The sequence below is a fragment of the Lactococcus cremoris subsp. cremoris NBRC 100676 genome, from assembly GCF_001591705.1.
In the GTDB taxonomy this organism is placed as follows: domain Bacteria; phylum Bacillota; class Bacilli; order Lactobacillales; family Streptococcaceae; genus Lactococcus; species Lactococcus cremoris.
In genome coordinates this window covers 1-19,747 of the sequence record NZ_BCVK01000051.1, presented here as the reverse complement: position 1 = coordinate 19,747, position 19,747 = coordinate 1, and the positions used below count along the sequence as shown (strand labels likewise).

The window sequence follows — 19,747 nt, the reverse complement described above, 5'->3', positions numbered from 1 at the left end:
TCTATAAAAAACAAAATTTAAAGCGTACTTATAATGTTCCAGGTAAAATAATGGGAAAAACAATCATTGCGGGAATTGGATTCTTATTATCAATTTTTGCTCTATTTATTTCCTTTGTTTCTCCAGCATCAATTGCGAAAAATGAGACTCATACTTACCAAATGATACTTCTTATAAGTTTTGTTGTGACCGCTATCTTGCCATTTATTGTTTATGAATTGCATGATAAAAGGGGACATGATACTATTGAAGAACCAAGGCACTTTAAAGCAAGAGATGTGAACCCCGCGATTTATCCAGCAGCTCGTGGTGAGCATCATATTATTAAAAAAGAAGAACATATCTTAAAACATTAAAAAATTGGAGGATGTACCTATGTTATACGGAAAAGAAAATCGCGATGAAGCAGAGTTCTTGGAACCAATTTTTGGTTAAGAAAGTGAACAAGTGGATTTGCCTAAATATAAATTAGCTCAACAATCAATTGAACCTCGAGTGGCCTATCAGTTAGTTCAAGATGAAATGTTAGATGAAGGAAATGCTCGTTTAAATTTAGCCACATTCTGTCAAACTTATATGGAACCTGAAGCAGTCAAACTAATGAGTCAGACCTTGGAAAAAATGCGATTGATAAATCGGAATATCCAAGAACAACTGAAATTGAAAACCGTTGCGTCAACATGATCGCTGACCTTTGGAATGCGAGTGAAAAAGAAAAATTTATGGGGACTTCAACAATTGGTTCTTCAGAAGCTTGTATGCTTGGTGGAATGGCCATGAAGTTTTCTTGGCGCAAGCGAGCAGAAAAATTAGGCCTAGATATTAATGCGAAAAAGCCAAACTTAGTCATTTCCTCTGGTTATCAAGTTTGCTGGGAAAAATTCTGTGTTTATTGGGATATTGAAATGCGAGAAGTACCAATGGATAGAGAACATATGTCAATCAATTTGGATAAAGTGATGGATTATGTTGATGAATATACGATTGGGGTAGTTGGAATTATGGGGATTACTTATACTGGTCGTTATGATGATATCAAAGCTTTGGATAATTTGATTGAAGAATATAATAAACAGACAGACTATAAAGTTTATATTCACGTAGATGCTGCTTCAGGAGGACTTTATGCTCCTTTTGTTGAGCCAGAACTTGAGTGGGATTTCCGTTTGAAAAATGTCATTTCAATCAATACTTCAGGACATAAATATGGTTTAGTATATCCTGGTGTAGGTTGGGTCTTGTGGCGTGACAAAAAATATTTACCTGAAGAGTTAATTTTTAAAGTAAGTTATCTTGGAGGAGAATTACCAACAATGGCGATTAATTTTTCTCACAGTGCTTCTCAATTAATCGGTCAATACTATAATTTTGTACGTTATGGATTTGATGGATATAAAGCTATTCATGAGAGAACGCATAAAGTAGCCATGTATTTAGCAGAAGAAATTGAAAAAACAGGAATGTTTGAGATTATGAACGATGGGTCACAATTGCCAATTGTATGCTACAAATTAAAAGAAAATTCAAATCTTGGTTGGAATCTTTATGATTTGGCAGATCGTTTATTTAATGAAGGGATGGCAAGTGCCTGCTTATCCACTTCCTAAAAATTTGGAAAATGAAATCATTCAACGTTTAGTAATTCGAGCAGATTTTGGGATGAATATGGCATTTAACTATGTTCAAGATATGCAAGAAGCGATTGATGCTTTAAATAAGGCTCATATTCTATACCATGAGGAACCTGAAAATAAAACATATGGCTTTACTCACTAAAAATAAAAGCGATATATCTTAGATATATCGCTTTTATTTTGTTTTAAGCTATTTACTAATTAGCTTATCGCCTATTCTTTTCATAGTATTTATCCAAAATTTCCATTTTTAAAGGAGTAATTTTAGATAGAGGGGCAGTTAGACTTGTTCTTAGAAAAAGTTTGTCTTCAATGTTGATGATACCCAGATATTTAACTTGAGGGTAGATAGCATTGACTTCTATAATTTGGGCTTTTTTCTCACTAATATTTTCGTCTGTCACGGGCACATCTAGGTTGACCGTTCTTTCTTTATAAGAGTAATTTTTGAGAGCCGCAATATTTCGGTTTGGAATAAAAGTAGTCGCACCGTCGGCTCCGATAACAGTAATGGAACGAATCCCTACAGTTTTCACCACTCCCTCAATATCAAGACCGGCAAAGGCAACCGTATCCCCAACATTGATTTGATGTTCAACGATAATAAAGAAACCATTAATGATATCAGCGACTAAATCTCGTCCAGCGAAACCAAGAGCGACTCCAAGGATACCCGCACCAGCTAGGACATTTGCAACAGGAATTCCCATTACACCCAAGACACTATAGATATAAAGGAAAACGGTCAAATAATGAATAGCGCTTGTGGTCAGTCTTGAAAGGGTCAGGATTCTTGAAGTATCTGTCCATTTTTGCTCACTATAATTTTTAAATAATCGGTTAACAATCCGAGAACTTGCTTGGTAGAGAATAAAAAAAAGAACACTGACTAATAAAATTGTAATTGCCTTGTTTAGTAAAAATGCGCCTAAGTCTTCCCAGTTTATTTTTAATAAGTTCATTTTTGCTCCTTTGTTCAGTAATTTTCTAATTCATTTATAGAAAAATTGACTATATTTGAAAAAATTGTTTGAAATTTTACTGAATTTCATGAATATTTTCTTGTTTTATGTTACAGAAAATAATATAATCTATTATAACAAAAAAATTTGGAGGATGTTATGGCAATTAATTTAGACTGGGAAAATTTAGGTTTTAGTTATCGAAACTTACCTTTTCGTTATATCGCTCGTTTTAAAGATGGAAAATGGAGCGCTGGAGAGCTGACAGGAGATAATCAGCTTCATATTAGTGAATCTTCACCTGCTTTGCATTATGGTCAACAAGGTTTTGAAGGATTGAAGGCTTATCGGACAAAAGATGGGTCAATCCAACTTTTTCGTCCAGACCAAAATGCTGCTCGTTTGCAAAAAACGGCTCGCCGTCTTTGTATGGCAGAAGTTTCAACTGAAATGTTTATTGACGCAGTTAAACAAGTAGTTAAAGCCAATGAAGATTTTGTTCCTCCTTATGGAACGGGTGCCACGCTCTATCTTCGTCCACTTTTGATTGGGGTTGGTGATGTTATTGGGGTTAAACCTGCGGATGAATATATTTTTACAGTTTTTGCCATGCCTGTTGGCTCTTATTTTAAAGGTGGGTTAGCACCTTCAAAATTTGTTATTTCAAGAGAGTATGATAGAGCGGCTCCTCTTGGTACTGGTGGTGCTAAAGTTGGTGGGAACTATGCGGCTTCTTTGCAAGCAGAAGTTGGAGCTAAAGCCTCAGGTTATGCGGATGCGATTTATCTCGACCCAAGCACACATACTAAAATTGAAGAAGTTGGGGCAGCGAATTTCTTTGGTATCACTGCAGATAATGAATTTATCACCCCATTAAGTCCTTCTATCTTACCTTCAATTACTAAATATTCTTTGTTGTATTTAGCTGAACATCGTTTGGGATTAAAAGCAATTGAAGGTGAAGTTTTTGCTAAAGATTTAGGGAAATTTGTCGAAGCAGGGGCTTGTGGAACGGCAGCAATTATCTCCCCAATTGGACGTATTGACGATGGAGAAGATTCTTATATTTTCCATTCTGAAACAGAAGTGGGACCAACAGTTAAACGTTTATATGACGAGTTGGTCGGCATTCAATTTGGTGATGTTGAAGCACCGGAAGGCTGGATTGTTAAAGTTGATTAATTTAAAAAGCTAAAGAATATTCTTTAGCTTTTTTATTTTGGAATGAATATTTTATCCTTTTTAATCCATTCTTGGTCTTCGATTCGGATTGTCCGAATCACTTGGCAAGGATTTCCGGCGGCAACAACATTTGCTGGAATATCTTTGGTAACGACACTTCCTGCACCAATAATGCAGTTGTCACCAATCGTTACTCCTGGAAGAAGGCTGACATTTGCTCCCAGCCAGACTTGATTTCCAACCGTAATTGGCTTTGAATAGACCCCACCAGCAGTTCTGACTGCTGGGTCTTCTGAATGATTGGCAGCAAATAAACCACAGCGAGGCCCAAAGTAAACATTATCACCTATCGTGACCTGATTGCAATCTAAAATAATCAGATCATGATTAATAAGGACATTATCCCCAATTTTTATATTAAAGCCAAATTCACAGCGAAAATTGTATTCAATATAGGGATTTTCTCCCAAATGTTCAAAGAGCTGTCTTAAAATCTCTGGTTGATAACCCTCATTATTGTTGATTTTTTGATTGTAACGTCGGGTTTCAAAAAAGGCATGATTACGATACTCACTGAGTTCTAGGTCATTGTCATCATAGGTTTCTCCAGAATTGATTAGTGTTTTAATTTGTTCTTTATTCATTCTTTTATCTTATGATTTTAGATGTTTTTTGTCAATTGTAAGGGTTTTTATCTGTTAGATAAAGCTATTAAAAATTACATTTATATATAATTATCAGAATATATTGATATTTCATCGAAATTTTAGTAGAATGAAAGAACCAAATTGTAAAATAAAAGAGGTTGTGTTATGAATAAAGAAGCTAAACAAGCCATGAAAACAACACTTTGGCATCCTGATTTTGAATCAGATGCTTGTGGAATGGGCTTTATTGCTCAAATTGACGGAAAAGCTAGTCATCTCTTAGTTGAAAGAGCGCTGACCATGTTAACAAGAATGAATCATCGTGGAGGAACAGGTGCTGAACCTGAAACTGGAGATGGAGCAGGGATTTTACTTGCTTTACCTGATGAATTCTTTCGTAAAATTGCAGCAGAGCAAGAGATAGAATTGCCAGCAATTGGTAATTATGCTGTTGGCCAATTTTTCTTGTCGCGCAAAGAAAACAAAAAACATCAAGCTCTTGAAGCGATAAAAGCGGCTGTTAAGGCTCAAGGATATGATATTCTATTCACGCGCACAGTTCCCTTTAATTATGAAGCTTGTGGGGTGACAGCCCAAGGGATTATGCCTTCTTTTGTGCAAGTTTTCATTGAAAAAAAAGCTGTCAGTGAAGCTAAAGGAACTGACAACAAAAATTCTAACTTTGAAAATGATTTATTTACGATTAGACGAAATTTGGAAAAACGTTTTGATGAAGAAGAATTATATATTTGTTCTTTATCTAGTCAAACAGTGGTCTATAAAGGAATGCTTCACGCTTATCAAGTGAAACTTTTTTATCCAGATTTGTCTGACGAAGCTTTTAAAAGTCATATTGCGCTGACGCACAGCCGTTTTTCAACAAATACATTTCCCTCATGGAATCGGGCGCAGCCTTTTCGCTTTTTGGCACACAATGGCGAAATCAATACCCTGCGTGGCGCTGAAAACTGGATGAAAGTCAACGAAATTGAAATGTATAATGAAGAAAACTCGGATTCGGCAAAATTAGAAAATTGCATGGAGTATTTCTATCGCAATGGACGTGAATTGCCAGAAAGTTTGCTGGCCATGATTCCAGAAGCTTGGGGCGAGCAAACGGGTCTAAGTCCAGAACTCAAAGCTTTCTATGAATATTCAACGGCTCATATTGCTCCTTGGGATGGCCCGGCAGCTTTAGTTTTTACTGACGGAAAAACCGTTGGGGCAAGGTTGGATCGAAACGGTCTACGTCCAAGTCGCTATCTGGTCACAAAAGATAATTTCATTATCTTATCAAGTGAGTCAGGTGTGGTTGATATTCCTGCCAATGAAATCATTGAAAAATCAGTTCTTGGTCCCGGAAATATGCTCCTGGTAAATACTGACGAAGGAAAGATTATTCGTAACGAAGAAGTCAAAAGTTACTATGCTAACAAATATCCCTATCAGGAATTTCTGTCAGCAGGTTTGAAAAATCTGTCAGCGCTGACAGACAGCCAAAAGATAAGTTCAATTCCGTCAGCAAAAATGAATACATTATGGAAATTATTTGGATATACTGACGAAGTCATTCGGACGGTGCTTTTGCCAATGGCTGAAGCCGCCAACGAACCCACGATTTCCATGGGATTTGACGCACCTTTGGCCGTTTTATCTGACCAAGCTCAATCCCTTTATAATTTTTTCAAACAACAATTTGCCCAGGTCACCAATCCGCCAATTGACGCCATTCGCGAGCAAATTGTTATTGGGACAGAAACTTATCTGGGCGAAGATGGTAATCCCGCCAAAATCACAGGTGAAAATGTCCGTAAGTTAAAATTAGACAGTCCGGTACTTTCAACAGCCGATTTTGAAAAAATTCTTGCTTTGAAAGAAAAACATTATCATACAGAAGTCCTTTCAACCCTCTATGATAAAGATGACTTATTAGAAAATGCTCTAAATAAACTTTTTTATAAAGCAGAGGAATTGATTAACCAAGGGGCAACAATTATTGTTTTATCAGACCGTGATTTTGCCGAAAATAAAGTACCAATGCCAATTTTATTGGCTCTGTCAGGACTTTATCATTATATGCTTGGTCGTCATAATGCTTCCAAGTTTGCGATTATTCTTGACACTGCAGAGGTTTATGAAGTCCATCAATTTGCAGCATTAGTGGGTTATGGCGCGTCAGGGATTCACCCTTACGGCGCTTATGCGACGCTTTCAGACTGGGGAATGGGCACAGCTGAACAAGTCGAAAATTTCCGGCATGCGGCAGAAAAAGGAATTGTTAAGGTCATGAGCCGAATGGGAATTTCAACCATTGTTGGTTACAAAGGGGCGCAACTTTTTGAAGCTATTGGTTTATCTAAAGAAGTTGTCGATAAATACTTCACAGGAACAAGTACTCGAATTGGTGGACTTTCTCTTGCTCAAATCGAGGCAGAGTATCGCCTCCGTTATGAAAAAGCATACGGACACCGAGGACAAGATTTGTTGGAAACAGGTGGTTCCTTCCAGTACCGAGCAGATGAAGGTGAACATCATATTTATGATCCAACAATGATTTATCAAATCCAGAATGCTGTTCGTCAAAATGACTTTGAAAAGTATAAAAAATATAGTCAGTATTTAAATGATATTGCCTTGGAAACCCCCACAAGTTTACGGCACACATGGAAAATTAAATCTAATCGCAAGGCTATTCAGTTGAGTGAGGTCGAACCAGTCAGTGAAATTGTGAAACGTTTTAAAATTGGCGCCATGTCGTTTGGTTCACTTTCCCAAGAAGCTCATGAATGTATCGCACAAGCTATGAATTCAATCGGTGCCAAGTCAAATTCTGGCGAAGGGGGTGAAAATGCGAAACGCTATGGCACAATCAATAATTCGAAAATCAAGCAAGTCGCCTCTGGTCGATTTGGTGTGTCAGCGGCTTATCTGATGTCGGCTGAAGAAATCCAAATCAAGATTTCACAAGGGGCAAAACCGGGAGAAGGTGGACAATTGCCAGGTAAGAAAGCTTTCCCTTGGGTAGCCGAGGTAAGAAATTCAACTCCTGGGGTGAGCTTAATTTCACCACCACCTCATCATGATATTTATTCAATCGAAGATTTATCACAGCTCATATTTGATTTGAAACAAATCAATCCTTATGCAAAAATCAATGTCAAATTGGTTTCTTCAACAGGCGTTGGAACAATTGCGACAGGTTGTGTTAAAGCGGGCGCTGACAAGGTTGTCATTTCTGGTTATGATGGTGGAACGGGCGCAAGTCCACGAAATTCAACGAGAGACGCAGGGCTGCCTTGGGAAATGGGCTTAGCAGAAGCGCATCAAACCCTTAGTTTGAATAAATTGCGGGATCGTATGATTTTGGAAACTGATGGGAAAGTCGTGACAGGAAGAGATGTTGCTATTGCTGCAATGCTTGGAGCCGAAGAATATTCATTTGGAAGTTTAGCTTTAGTTGCGATTGGTTGTATCATGACAAGAAATTGTCATTTGAACACTTGCCCAGTTGGTATTGCCACACAAAATCCTAAATTAAGAGCCAATTTTGCTGGGAAACCCGAACACATTGTGCGTTTAATGGAATTTATGGCTGAGGAAGTTCGAGAACTTCTGGCTGAACTTGGTTTTAGAACCATTAATGAACTCGTTGGACATGCGGAGCTTTTGCAAGCTAAAGACGATTTGCCAGATAAAATGCGTGGTTTAGATTTTAGTCGTATCATCGGTCATGCTTTACCAATCGCCACACGACATAGTGATCCATTTGCTAATCCGCGTGCTTGGCAAGAGCTAGACCAATTTACCCAAGCAACTTTGGACAATGGTGCTCAAGCCACTGTTCATGGCAAGATTCAAAATACTAATCGGACAACGACAGCTCGAATGGCTGGTTGGATTGCTGAACGTTATGGCAATTTTGGCTTAAAAGATGCTTCGGTTGCCTATGAATACGAAGGGGTTGCGGGTCAATCTTTTGGCTCTTATGCAACTGCCGGAATGGAAGTCACTTTGATTGGTGAAGCCAACGACTATATTGGTAAATCTTTATCAGGTGGACGCTTGATTGTGAAGCCACCTCTTGATGCGGCTTATGATATTGAAAATACCTCAATTGTGGGTAATGTATCCTTATTTGGAGCGATTGGTGGAGAAGCTTACTTCCGTGGTCGTGCTGGGGAGCGTTGTGGTGTCAGAAATTCAGGGGCACATTTTGTCGTTGAGGGTGTTGGCGACCATGGTTGTGAATATATGACTGGTGGTCTTGCAGTTATTCTTGGTACAACTGGGCGTAACTTTGCTGCTGGGATGTCTGGGGGTCTTGCTTATGTTTATGATGCCGATGGCACATTTGCTTCTAAAGTCAATCGAGAAATGGTTGATCTTTATCGTTTAGATGAAACATCAGGCGATGAAGTATTAGAAGAATTACTAAAAAAACATCTGATTTACACCGATTCAGCTAAAGCCGAATACATTTTAGAACATTGGCAAAGTGAATGTGAAAAATTTGTTAAAGTTTACCCGCGTGAGTATCATCACATTAAAAATATTGAAGAAGATTTGGCTAAAACAGGATTGTCAGGCGAAGCACTTACAATGACAACCTTTAAAAAAGTAACGGAGGTGAGCTAATGGCTGATCCAAATGGATTTTTAAATTATCCAAGAAATGATAATCCTTACCGTGAATTAGCGGAGCGGATAAAAGATTTTGCTGAATTGCAAGTTCCCTTATCTACTGAAGAACGACAAAAACAAGCGGCACGTTGTATGCATTGTGATGTTCCTTTTTGTCATCAAGGGATATTTTATGGGGGCAAACGAGCTGTCTCAGGCTGTCCAAATGATAATCATATTCCAGAGTGGAATGATTTGATTTATCGCGGTCTGCAAAGAAAAGCTTATGAACGCTTGATTTTAACCAATCCATTTCCAGAATTCACTGGACGAGTCTGTCCGGCTCCTTGTGAAAAATCTTGTGCCGAGGCCTTAAACGGTGCAGGAGTAACCATTAAAGATAATGAGCGATTCTTAGGTGATTTAGGAAATAATGAAGGTTGGGTAGCTGAAATTGGCAAAGCGGCAAAAGCAACAGGTTATAAAATAGCGATTATTGGGTCTGGACCTGCGGGTCTGTCAGCTGCTTGGCGTCTCAATCAATTGGGACATAGCGTTACTGTTTTTGAAAAATCAGATCGTTTGGGTGGCTTATTGATGTACGGCATTCCAAATATGAAATTGGATAAAAAAGTCGTTCAAAAACGGATTGATTTAATGACAGAACTTGGCGTGACTTTTGTCACAAATAGTGAAATTGGAAAAACAATCAGCTATGAAGAGCTGTCAGTAAATTTTGATCGAATTATTCTGGCGATTGGAGCAGGAGTTCCTCGTGATTTAAAAATTTCAGGTCGTGAATTGTCAGGTATTCGTTTTGCGATGGATTTTTTGACAGAAACAACTAAAAAAGTGTTGGAGCATGGCGAAAAAAATATTGCCCAATCTCTTAAAGGAAAAAAAGTTGTGGTCATTGGAGGTGGAGATACAGGAAATGACTGTATTGGGACGGCAGTGCGCTTGGGTGCTGAATCGGTTCAACAACTTGAAATTACACCGAGTCTACCAACTAATCGCTTAGAAAACAATCCCTGGCCGGAATGGCCAATGACCTTAAGAGAGGGTTATGGGCAACAAGAAGCTCAATTTGTAGGAAATTCAGATTTGACGACTTATCAGATGACAGCCACAGCTTTTAAAGCTGATGAAAATGGTCATCTAAAAGGCTTACAAGTGGCAAAAGTCGGTCCAGATTTCAGAGCAATTGAAGGTAGTGAGCAATTGATTGAAGCAGATTTAGTCTTGCTTGCGATGGGATTTGTGGGTACGGACACAGGCTTGCTTGATAAATTTGGTGTTCAAGAAATTTATGATGATTATCGAACAAACAATGATAAAGTACTTGTCGCGGGTGATACTAGACGCGGTCCTTCTTTAGTCATTTGGGCGATTAGAGAAGGCCGTAAAACCGCTGAAATTGTTGACGAAGAGCTACTGAAAGTAGCCACGGCATAATTTATAACTCTGTCAGTAAAAAAGTTTCTGTCAGTAAAATGATGGGAACTTTTTTGTGTTTAAGTTTTTGACGATATGCTATACTTATAAATAATCTAAAAATGAGGTGAAAAAATGAAAACACCATTCGTAACAAAAGAACAACTCGAACAAATTACAGCTGAATACCCCACTCCTTTTCATCTTTATGATGAGAAAGGAATTCGCCAGAAAGCGCGTGATCTTCACAAAGCTTTTGTTTGGAATAAAGGATTTAAAGAATTCTTTGCTGTTAAAGCTACACCAACCCCAGCAATATTAAAGATACTACATGAAGAAGGTTGTGGAGTCGATTGTGCTTCTTATATCGAACTATTGCTTTCAGAAAAATGTGGTTTTGATGGCACTGAAATGATGTTTTCATCCAATGACACTCCAGCAGAAGAGTTTCAATTTGCTAATCAATTGGGCGCGACAATCAATCTTGATGCCTATGAACACATTGAGTTTTTGAAAAATCTGCCAGATTTTGTCTTTCCAAAGACAATGAGCTTGAGATACAATCCAGGTGGAGTTTTTGCGATGGGTACAAAAATCATGGACAATCCAGAAGAATCAAAATTTGGTATGACCAAAGCACAACTCATTCAAGGAATTAAAGACTTACAAAAACTAGGAGTCAAAGAATTTGGAATGCACAGCTTTCTGGCTTCAAATACTGTGACCAATGATTATTATCCAGAACTCGCCCGCAAACTCTTTGAACTTGAATTAGAAATTCGTCAAGAAACAGGAGTGACGCTTGATTTTATTAATTTATCAGGTGGGATCGGTGTAAACTATCGTCCTGATGAAGAAGCTAATGATATCGCAAAAATTGGACAAGGTGTTCATAAGGCTTATGAAGAAGTATTGACTGCTAATGGCATCGAAAATCTAAAAATTTACACGGAATTAGGTCGTTTTATGCTTGCACCTCATGGTCACTTGATTACAAAAGTCCTGCATTTAAAAGAAACTTACCGGAAATATGTTGGGGTTGATGCATCAGCAGTTAACTTGATGCGCCCAGCTTTTTATGATGCTTACCATCACATCACAGTCGCTGGCAAGGAAAAGCAAGAGGCGACTGAAACCTATGATATTACGGGTTCTTTGTGTGAAAATAATGATAAGTTTGCTAAAGAACGTGCTTTTCCAGAAATCAAAGTAGGAGATTTGTTGGTCATTCATGATACAGGAGCACATGGATTTTCGATGGGTTATCAGTATAATGCGAAGCTAAGAAGTGCTGAAATTTTACTTCAAGAAGATGGAAAAACACGTTTGATTCGTCGAGCAGAAAATCCAGCTGATTATTTTGCGACATTAGATGGATTTGATTTCAACAATTGATTTATAAAAGTTACTGATGATTCTGTCAGTAACTTATCTTTTTCTCAGTCCTTTTGTCACTAATATAAAGAGCTGACAAAAAGACTAAAATTTGATATAATAAGATGTCATCAATGGCGAAAGCGTTTCGCCAAATTTAGGAGATTCAAAATGAATTTAATCTTAGCTATTTTGCTTATGGTTGTATGCCTTTTGGCAGGTTTTTTCTTGGGAACATGGTTCTCACAACGCCAAACAAAAAAATTACTTATGGACAACCCACCCCTTAACGAAGATGCCGTTCGTCTTATGATGGGATCAATGGGACGCAAACCAAGTGAAGTTCAAGTGCAACAAGTTCTTCGTCAAATTCGTGCTGCTGCAAAGCAATCAGACACAAACAAAAAATAAGCTATTATAATACGCTGAGCGAAGCAGTAGAACAAAGTTCTAAACTCTCTCAGCGTTTGCTTTTATCATCGTAAAAAAATTATCCAAAAAAGACTTCGCTTGAAAATTAAAAAGCCCAAAATGATTTTGGATATTTCAAAAATTTTGAATTAGATATTTTAAAAGGAGAAGAAAAATGGACAATCGACCAATCGGCCTCTTGGATTCTGGTGTTGGTGGACTGACTGTTGCTCGCGAACTCCTTAGGCAACTCCCAAATGAAGAAATTGTCTATATTGGAGATACAAGAAGGGCTCCTTATGGCCCGCGCAGTCGTGAACAAATCATTGCGTTTACTTGGGATATGGTCAATTTTTTACTTTCAAAAAATGTAAAAATGATCGTCATGGCCTGTAACACAGCTACGGCGATGACTTTGGAAATCGTCAAAGAAGAATTGGATATTCCAGTGATTGGGGTTATTTTACCTGGGGCAAGCTCAGCCATCCAAAAAACGAAAACAAACAAAATTGGAGTGATTGCTACCCAAGCATCCATCCGTTCAGATGAATATCATAAAACAATTGCTCGCAAATCGTCAGCTATTGAAGTCTTAAGTCTTGCCTGCCCTAAGTTTGTTTCAATTGTTGAATCAAATGAAATGGAATCTGAAATTGCTAAAAGAGTGGTCTCAGAAAGTTTGGCTCCACTGGTTGGAAAAATAGATACATTAATTCTAGGCTGCACACACTACCCACTTTTACGTTCCTTGATTCAAGAAACAATGGGGAAAGAAGTTCGTTTGATTGATTCAGGTGCGGAAGCAGTACGAGATATTTCAGTTTTGTTGAACTATTTCGAAATCAATGCTCACGAGCGCAAGGAATATCAGCACTGTTTTTATACAACAGCAGGGGTCAATTCTTTTCGAGAAATTGCAGAAAAATGGTTAAATATAGGACATCTTCATATTGAACATGCCGAAATAGAGAATTTCAATAAGGAAAAATAAATGGAAAATACACTTATTATTGCGACTAGAAATCCTGGTAAAACAAAAGAATTTAAAAAATTGTTTGCTGACTTTGGTTATGAAATTAAAGACTTATCAGACTACCCAGAACTTCCTGAAATTGAAGAAACAGGAAGTACTTTTGAAGAAAATGCTCGCTTAAAAGCAGAACAAATTGCTGAGTTGACTGGACAAGTAGTTATTGGAGACGATTCAGGACTATGTGTTGATGTACTAGGTGGTTTGCCAGGCATTTGGTCACACCGCTTTTCAGCACCAGACCCTACTGATGAGAAAAATATTGCCAAACTTTTGCATGAACTTGCTCCGACAGCAATTACACCAGAACGTAGAAGCGCTCATTTCCATACTACTTTAGTAGCGGCAAGACCTAATCACGACAGCTTAGTTGTTGAAGCTGATTGGAATGGCTATATCGCCCTTGCTCCTAAAGGGGGAAATGGCTTTGGTTATGATCCTGTTTTTATGGTTGATGCTTTCAGAACCGCTGCAGAATTATCAGAAAAAGAAAAAAATCAACTTTCACATCGAGGTCAAGCACTAAGAAAATTAATGCAGGAACTTCCAGAATGGTTAGAGAAATAAATTTAACATAAAATTAATTATGTAAAAGAGAGGTGCTTATGTTTGTAGTAATGTCTGATTCACACTATGATCGTGAAGTGGTTGAATCTATAAAATCTAAGTATTTGAACGAAGCAACAGCAATATTTCATTGTGGGGATTCAGAACTTCCGAGTTCTGATGAAATTTGGAATGGAATAACTGTTGTTGCGGGGAACTGTGATTATGATGATGGCTATCATGATTTTCTTACTCAAACGGTTGAGGGAAAAAAGGTATTAATTACACATGGTCATCTCTATTATGTTGGTTTGGGCCTAGAACGGTATTCTTATTTTGCTGAAGAACAAGGGGCTGATATTGCCTTATTTGGTCATATTCATCAACCAGTAGCGCAAAAAATAAATAATATTCTTTATGTAAATCCCGGTTCGGTTGCACAACCTAGAGGGAAGTATGATATCAAAATGTATGCTATAATTGAAATTGATGGAGATGAATTTATAGTTTCTTATCGAAATCTCCAACATGAACCTATTCCTGAACTACAATTTAGACTCTGAGTCTACAAAGCTCTTTAAGGAGTAACTTACATGATTGATAAAAAAATTGAGGATTTTATTTTGAATCAAAGTGAAACCTTTATGATTCCAGCCTCAAATGTCGCTGTACTCTACGCAGAGCATAATATCGCACATGCGAAACTTATGCTTAGCCAGTACAAATATTCACGAGTTCCAGTTTTGAATGAAAGAAAAGAATATGTGGGAGTTTTAGGTTTAACAGAAATTGTTGAATTTGAAATGGAACAAAATTTCTTTTTTGAAAAGTTACACAATACATCTATTTCTGAAATTGTTAACAAAGAGGTCCAAACGGTTGGTCCCACAGTAACTTTGGAAGAAATGATGCACAAATTAATTAAGGAGTCCTTTCTACCAGTTGTCAAAAGGCAGGAATTTATGGGAATCGTAGTTCGTCAAGAAATATTGAAGGCTTTTAGTGCCTTCGCTCACGACTTTACAAAATATTATGAAATTACCAAACGAGATTGAGGAGTATTTAGTAAGTAGAAACTTTTCTGAAAATACTCGCTCAAATTATTATTATGACTTAGTCTATTTGCAGGCTTTTTTTGAAGATAAGTCTGTCACACAAGAAGCACTAGAGCTTTACAAACACCAGCTTAGTAAACTCTCTCCCGCGGCACAACGTCGAAAAATTTCGAGTGCCAACCAATATTTTCTATTTTTATATGAAAATAAAAAAATAAACCAGTTTTTCAAAATTAAGCAAGTTGTTCAGAAAAAAACTCAAAGTTCTGAGAGTTATCATCCTATGATAAAAGAATTTCCAGAATTTTATGGACCTCTAAGCTGTCCAGGCCAATTTTTAGCTTTATTGATATTAGAATTTGGTCTTAATTTTGCAGAGATTCAAAAATTAAAATGGGAAAATTTTAATTGGAATTTTAAATATCTCACAATCGAAAAAGCTGGAATAAAACGAGTCTTACCCATTCGAGAAAAATTTGCCATCAGAGTTAAGGCCATAAAAAATGCCGATGAATTATTTGCAAAATCTCGCCAATTCCTATATACAGAATTAAAGAAATTCACTAATTATTCTTCTAAAGAGATTAGGGAACAGTATATTTTGCATCAGGTAAAAGCGGGAAAAACAATATATGAGTTGGCTAACTTACTTGGCTTAAGCACAATTACTACCTTAGAAAAATATTATAGATAGGATTTTTACACTATTTTAATTATGTAAATTATGATCAAAGAAATCAATATAAAAATTAAAAACTTTGAGGGTCCGCTTGATCTTCTCTTACATTTAGTTAGTCAGTACGAAATGGACATCTTTGAAGTCCCTTTAGTACCGGTGATTGAACAGTACCTTATCTATATCCAAACAATGAAAGAACTTGAGTTGGAGTTGGCTGGTGAATATATGCTGATGGCAAGTCAGTTGATGTTGATTAAATCAAGAAGACTTTTGCCAACGGTGACCGAAACATTTATAGAAGATACCGAGCAGCTTGAATATGATTTATTAGCTCAAATCGACGAATATCGGAAGTATAAAATGCTTTCAGAGGATTTGGACGAGTTACATCAAGAACGTAGTCATTATTATTCTAAATCGAAAACTGAAATCATCACAGATGAGACAGTCTTATTGCAAGATAAAACGGCATTGGATTTGTTCTTAGCCTTTAGTAAAATTTTGGAATTACAAAGGCAACAAATTGAAGATGATAATACAACGATTGCAGCTGAAAAATTTACGATTGCGGATAAAATATTCGAATTAAATCAAAGATTTACAGAACAAAAAATATGTAAATTTACAGATTTGTTTTCAGATAAAACCAAAAAAGATGAACTCGTCACAACATTTATGGCTCTTCTAGAATTGATTAAAAATCAGCAAGTTTCTTTTTCTCAAGGAGAGCTCTTTGGAGAAATTATTTTAGAAAGAAAAGAAATTAGTGAATAAGACAGCGACATGTGAACTTTTACTTTTTGTATCTGGAGAAGCTGGTTTAACATTGACAGAGTTGTCATCACTGACAGAAATGTCTAAACAAGCTTGTCAGCAACAAATTGATTATTTGAAAGAAAAATATCATTCTGATAGAGAATCAGCTTTGACAATTATTGAAACGGCTGGAAAATATCGTATGGCCACAAAAGAAGACTTTTCAGAGATTCTTAAAAATTATGCGAAAACCCCACTTAACCAATCTTTGTCAAAATCTGCTCTAGAAGTTCTTTCAATAATTGCTTACAAACAACCATTAACGCGTATTGAGATTGATCAATTACGTGGAGTTAACTCGTCAGGTGTTCTATCTACGCTTCGTGCTTTTGATTTAGTTGAAAAAGTAGGGAAAGTTGAAGCACCGGGACGTCCTAGCCTTTATGCGACTACTGAATTTTTCCTAGATTATATTGGTATCAATAATTTAGAAGAATTACCTGAAATTGATGAGTCAAGATATGTGGCAGAACAACAAACCCTATTTAACGAAAGTGAAGAAAATGAGAATCAATAAATATTTGGCCCATGCAGGAGTGGCAAGCAGACGTAAAGCAGAAGAACTAATTTTGGCGGGAAAAGTGACAGTTAATAATGTCCCGATGACAAATTTAGGTTATCAAGTTTCAACTGGAGATGTCGTCGAAGTTAATGGAGTGGCAGTTTATAACGAAGAACCTGTTTATTATCTATTGAACAAACCAAGAGGTTATATTTCTTCTGTCCGTGATGATAAAGGACGTCAAACGGTGATGGATTTAATGCCTCAAGTTAAAGAACGTATCTATCCAGTAGGGCGTTTGGACTGGGATACTAGTGGCTTACTTTTACTCACTAACGATGGTGAATTCACAAATATGATGACTCACCCAAGTCACGGTGTTGATAAAGTTTATGTGGCCAAGGTTGAAGGACAAGCGAACAAAGAAAACTTGCGTCCCTTAACACTTGGAATGACGATTGAAGGTAAGGAAGTTAGCCCGGCTCGTTATGAAATTATCAAACAAGAAAAAACAAAAAACCATTCAATTGTTAGCTTAACGATTCATGAAGGTCAAAATCATCAAGTTAAGAAGATGTTTGCTGCTGCTGGACTTCCAGTACAAAAATTAAGTCGTATTCAATATGGAACACTTACATTGGATGGACTGCCTACAGGACAATTCCGTCGTTTGAGTAAAAAAGAAGTTTCTCAATTGATTAATGCTGCGCAAGGAAAATAGTTTAAATAAAATAAAGACAATTCTCTATAAAGAGTTGTTTTTTATTTCTTAAATAAATCTTATTCTTGATATGCTAAGTATTTTTGTGCTATAATAAAAATATCTTCAGGGCACCGTGTAATTCGGGACCGGCGGTAAATAAGGCTTTGACCTTATGACTCCGCGATTCGCTACGGCGATTGAAGCAGTGAAACTCTGCTAGCGACAGTAAAGTCTGGATGGAAGAAGATGAACAATTTTTGCAGAGTAAGTCGACCTCGGTCGACTTACTGTTTTTAGCTAAACCAAAAATGTCTATCAACTTCCTCGAAATTTGAAGAATTATTTTCTCATATTTGGAGGTTTTTTTATGTCTAAAACACGTCGGATGGTATTAATTGCCATGCTTGCTGCATTATCAACAATTTTATTGTTGCCAATCTTGCAGTTTCCGTTATTGCCTGGAATTGATTTTATGAAAGTGGAACTTTCAATCATTCCTGTACTTATAGGAGTCTTTACTTTAGGATTGGGTGATGGATTCATTATCCTCTTTATTCGCTCTGTCTTATGGTATCTTCTATTTAATCAAGGCCCATCAACATGGATTGGAGTTCCAATGAACTTTGTTGCTCTAGGAATTTTCATGGCCATCATTTGGTTCTTTACAAAGAAGAAGTTTTCAATTAAAAATTATACAGTTGGGATTGTCTTGGCGACTATTGCTTCAGTCCTTGTAATGATGGTATTGAATGTTTTCTATGCTCTACCATTGTACCGTCTGGCTGCAGGATTTGATGTTGACAAAATTTTTGCTGGAGCAACACATCTCTTTAACATGGGTTCGCTATCAGTTACTTTAAATCCAACTTACCTCTTAACAGTTGTTTTACCTTTCAATGCCTTGCAATATATCATTTTTACCCTTGTTTTCGGCTTGATTGTTACTGTATTCAAAAAAAATAAAGTAGTAAAATTTTACAATGCTTAATTCAAAAGATTAGGCAAATAATTCTAAATAAAAATACGGTGGGACTTTCCTACCGTATTTTTTTTATTTTATAACTTAATGATTCAATATGTATAATTAAAAATACTTGAAAAATTTCCTAAAGAAACATTTTTATTGTGTTACATTAAATGTATTTAAGGATATTTTTTATCAAAAAAGTAGTTGCTTAATTCAAACTAAAGCGCTATACTATGGGTGAAATATTATTTTGTCGGAAAATAATGAATTAATGGAAAAATTACATATGTGTTTCTTTGATTATTTTAATTATTAAAAAAAGAGGTGTTTTATGAACATATATACTTCGCATCAAAAACTTTTTAACAACGGATTCTTGTTTGGAGCGCTTTTGCTTGGATTAGCTTTCTCGTTTAAAGAGGCAACACCAGCAAAAGCTGTTACGGCAAACTTTAATGGTCCAGTTTATCGACTTTATAACCCAAATTCGGGCGAGCATGTTTATACAATGGGACTTACCGAGAAAAATAATCTTGTCCATTTGGGTTGGGGTTATGAGGGAGTGTTGGCTGACTCCTACTACAACTATCCTGGGGTAAATTATACAAAAATTCCAGTATACCGCCTCTATAATTCTCAAAGTGGACAGCACCTCTATACAAAAAATACTTATGAAGTTTCTTCCTTAAGAACTAAAGGATGGTCAAATGAAGGAATTGTATTTTATGATTCATCAAATTGTCCTATGGCAAGCACTACCCCTGTTTATAGACTATATAATCCCAATAGTGGTCAGCATTTTTTCACAAATGACTTTAATGAATCAAATTATTTAATGAATCTTGGTTGGAATTATGGAGAAGCTTTTAAGTTTAATTACCCATATCAATGGGAAGGAAAAAATAACTCCACTGATGTTATCCTTAAATCTTAGAGTCACTATTGTATAATTTAGACAAAGGACAAAAACATGCAAAAACGCTACTCAAAAGAATTTAAAGAAACCCTTATCGCCTTCTATCATTCTGGTCAATCCGTCACCCAGCTGTCTAAAGAATACGACGTGGCCCCTGCAACAATTTATAAATGGATAGACCCCTACTCTAAATCTAATGAAAGCTCCGTCTCTAAAGCCGATTTTCTAGAATTAAAAAGACAACTGGCTAAAGTTAAGGAAGAACGAGAT

At 36.6% G+C, this 19,747-nt stretch carries 17 protein-coding genes, 3 pseudogenes and 1 riboswitch; of the genes and pseudogenes, 18 read left to right on the top strand and 2 right to left on the bottom strand.

Features of this window, described 5'->3' with window-relative positions; translation table 11 throughout:
• A pseudogene (locus LLA01S_RS09355) lies at positions 1-356 on the top strand (glutamate:gamma-aminobutyrate antiporter); the annotation flags it as partial.
• A gap of 19 nt (positions 357-375) precedes the next feature.
• Positions 376-1,776: pseudogene (gad, locus tag LLA01S_RS09350) on the top strand (glutamate decarboxylase).
• Positions 1,777-1,840: 64 nt separating this feature from the next.
• On the opposite strand, the gene LLA01S_RS09345 reads toward gad, so the two are convergent.
• Positions 1,841-2,596, bottom strand: a complete 756-nt coding sequence (locus LLA01S_RS09345) for a mechanosensitive ion channel family protein (RefSeq protein ID WP_021165320.1) — start codon at positions 2,594-2,596, stop codon at positions 1,841-1,843.
• A gap of 159 nt (positions 2,597-2,755) precedes the next feature.
• On the opposite strand from LLA01S_RS09345, the gene LLA01S_RS09340 reads away from it, so the two are divergent.
• Positions 2,756-3,778 (top strand): branched-chain amino acid aminotransferase, encoded by a 1,023-nt coding sequence (locus LLA01S_RS09340; protein ID WP_011676214.1) that lies wholly within the window; start codon positions 2,756-2,758, stop codon positions 3,776-3,778.
• 32 nt (positions 3,779-3,810) lie between these two features.
• Here LLA01S_RS09340 and LLA01S_RS09335 read toward each other — a convergent pair whose 3' ends face one another.
• Entirely contained in the window at positions 3,811-4,422 is a 612-nt protein-coding gene (locus LLA01S_RS09335; RefSeq protein WP_061778213.1) for a sugar O-acetyltransferase, read from the bottom strand.
• 168 nt (positions 4,423-4,590) lie between these two features.
• Here LLA01S_RS09335 and gltB point away from each other — a divergent pair, with 168 nt between their 5' ends.
• The 15 genes and pseudogenes from gltB to LLA01S_RS09260 all read left to right on the top strand — a co-directional run.
• Positions 4,591-9,060 carry a glutamate synthase large subunit gene (gene gltB, locus LLA01S_RS09330; protein WP_032950142.1) on the top strand — a complete coding sequence of 1,490 codons (4,470 nt, stop codon included), beginning with the start codon at positions 4,591-4,593 and terminating at the stop codon, positions 9,058-9,060.
• Positions 9,060-10,499, top strand: coding sequence for a glutamate synthase subunit beta (locus LLA01S_RS09325; protein WP_014572686.1), 1,440 nt, complete (start codon positions 9,060-9,062; stop codon positions 10,497-10,499). The genes gltB and LLA01S_RS09325 overlap by 1 nt, the downstream gene beginning before the upstream one ends.
• A gap of 114 nt (positions 10,500-10,613) precedes the next feature.
• Positions 10,614-11,873, top strand: a complete 1,260-nt coding sequence (locus tag LLA01S_RS09320) for a diaminopimelate decarboxylase (protein ID WP_061778212.1) — start codon at positions 10,614-10,616, stop codon at positions 11,871-11,873.
• Between the two features lie 150 nt (positions 11,874-12,023).
• Positions 12,024-12,263, top strand: a complete 240-nt coding sequence (locus LLA01S_RS09315; protein WP_003130191.1) for a YneF family protein — start codon at positions 12,024-12,026, stop codon at positions 12,261-12,263.
• A 175-nt stretch (positions 12,264-12,438) separates the two neighbouring features.
• On the top strand, positions 12,439-13,254 hold the full coding sequence (gene racE, locus LLA01S_RS09310) for a glutamate racemase (protein WP_011676209.1): 816 nt from the start codon (positions 12,439-12,441) through the stop codon (positions 13,252-13,254).
• Positions 13,255-13,260: 6 nt separating this feature from the next.
• Positions 13,261-13,860 (top strand): annotated as a pseudogene (locus tag LLA01S_RS09305) (nucleoside-triphosphate diphosphatase); the annotation flags it as partial.
• Positions 13,861-13,898: 38 nt separating this feature from the next.
• Complete coding sequence (locus LLA01S_RS09300; protein ID WP_011676207.1) at positions 13,899-14,402, top strand: metallophosphoesterase; 504 nt, start codon at positions 13,899-13,901, stop codon at positions 14,400-14,402.
• A gap of 30 nt (positions 14,403-14,432) precedes the next feature.
• Positions 14,433-14,894 (top strand): cyclic-di-AMP-binding protein CbpB, encoded by a 462-nt coding sequence (cbpB, locus tag LLA01S_RS09295; RefSeq protein WP_011676206.1) that lies wholly within the window; start codon positions 14,433-14,435, stop codon positions 14,892-14,894.
• Complete coding sequence (gene xerD / locus LLA01S_RS09290; RefSeq protein WP_014572682.1) at positions 14,872-15,588, top strand: site-specific tyrosine recombinase XerD; 717 nt, start codon at positions 14,872-14,874, stop codon at positions 15,586-15,588. Before cbpB ends, xerD begins: the two co-directional genes overlap by 23 nt.
• Positions 15,589-15,618: 30 nt before the next feature.
• Entirely contained in the window at positions 15,619-16,347 is a 729-nt protein-coding gene (locus LLA01S_RS09285; protein ID WP_011676204.1) for a segregation/condensation protein A, read from the top strand.
• Positions 16,340-16,906 (top strand): SMC-Scp complex subunit ScpB, encoded by a 567-nt coding sequence (scpB, locus tag LLA01S_RS09280; protein ID WP_061778211.1) that lies wholly within the window; start codon positions 16,340-16,342, stop codon positions 16,904-16,906. Before LLA01S_RS09285 ends, scpB begins: the two co-directional genes overlap by 8 nt.
• A complete protein-coding gene (locus LLA01S_RS09275) occupies positions 16,893-17,612 on the top strand; it encodes a pseudouridine synthase (protein WP_061778210.1) in 720 nt (239 codons plus the stop codon). Before scpB ends, LLA01S_RS09275 begins: the two co-directional genes overlap by 14 nt.
• Before the next feature lie 97 nt (positions 17,613-17,709).
• Positions 17,710-17,846, top strand: a riboswitch (FMN riboswitch).
• A gap of 115 nt (positions 17,847-17,961) precedes the next feature.
• Positions 17,962-18,582: an ECF transporter S component gene (locus LLA01S_RS09270; RefSeq protein ID WP_061778209.1), complete on the top strand. Its 621-nt coding sequence runs from the start codon at positions 17,962-17,964 to the stop codon at positions 18,580-18,582.
• Between the two features lie 310 nt (positions 18,583-18,892).
• Positions 18,893-19,495: a hypothetical protein gene (locus tag LLA01S_RS09265; protein WP_061778208.1), complete on the top strand. Its 603-nt coding sequence runs from the start codon at positions 18,893-18,895 to the stop codon at positions 19,493-19,495.
• Positions 19,496-19,531: 36 nt separating this feature from the next.
• The coding region (locus tag LLA01S_RS09260; RefSeq protein WP_061778207.1) for an IS3 family transposase at positions 19,532-19,747 on the top strand (216 nt) is incomplete at its 3' end.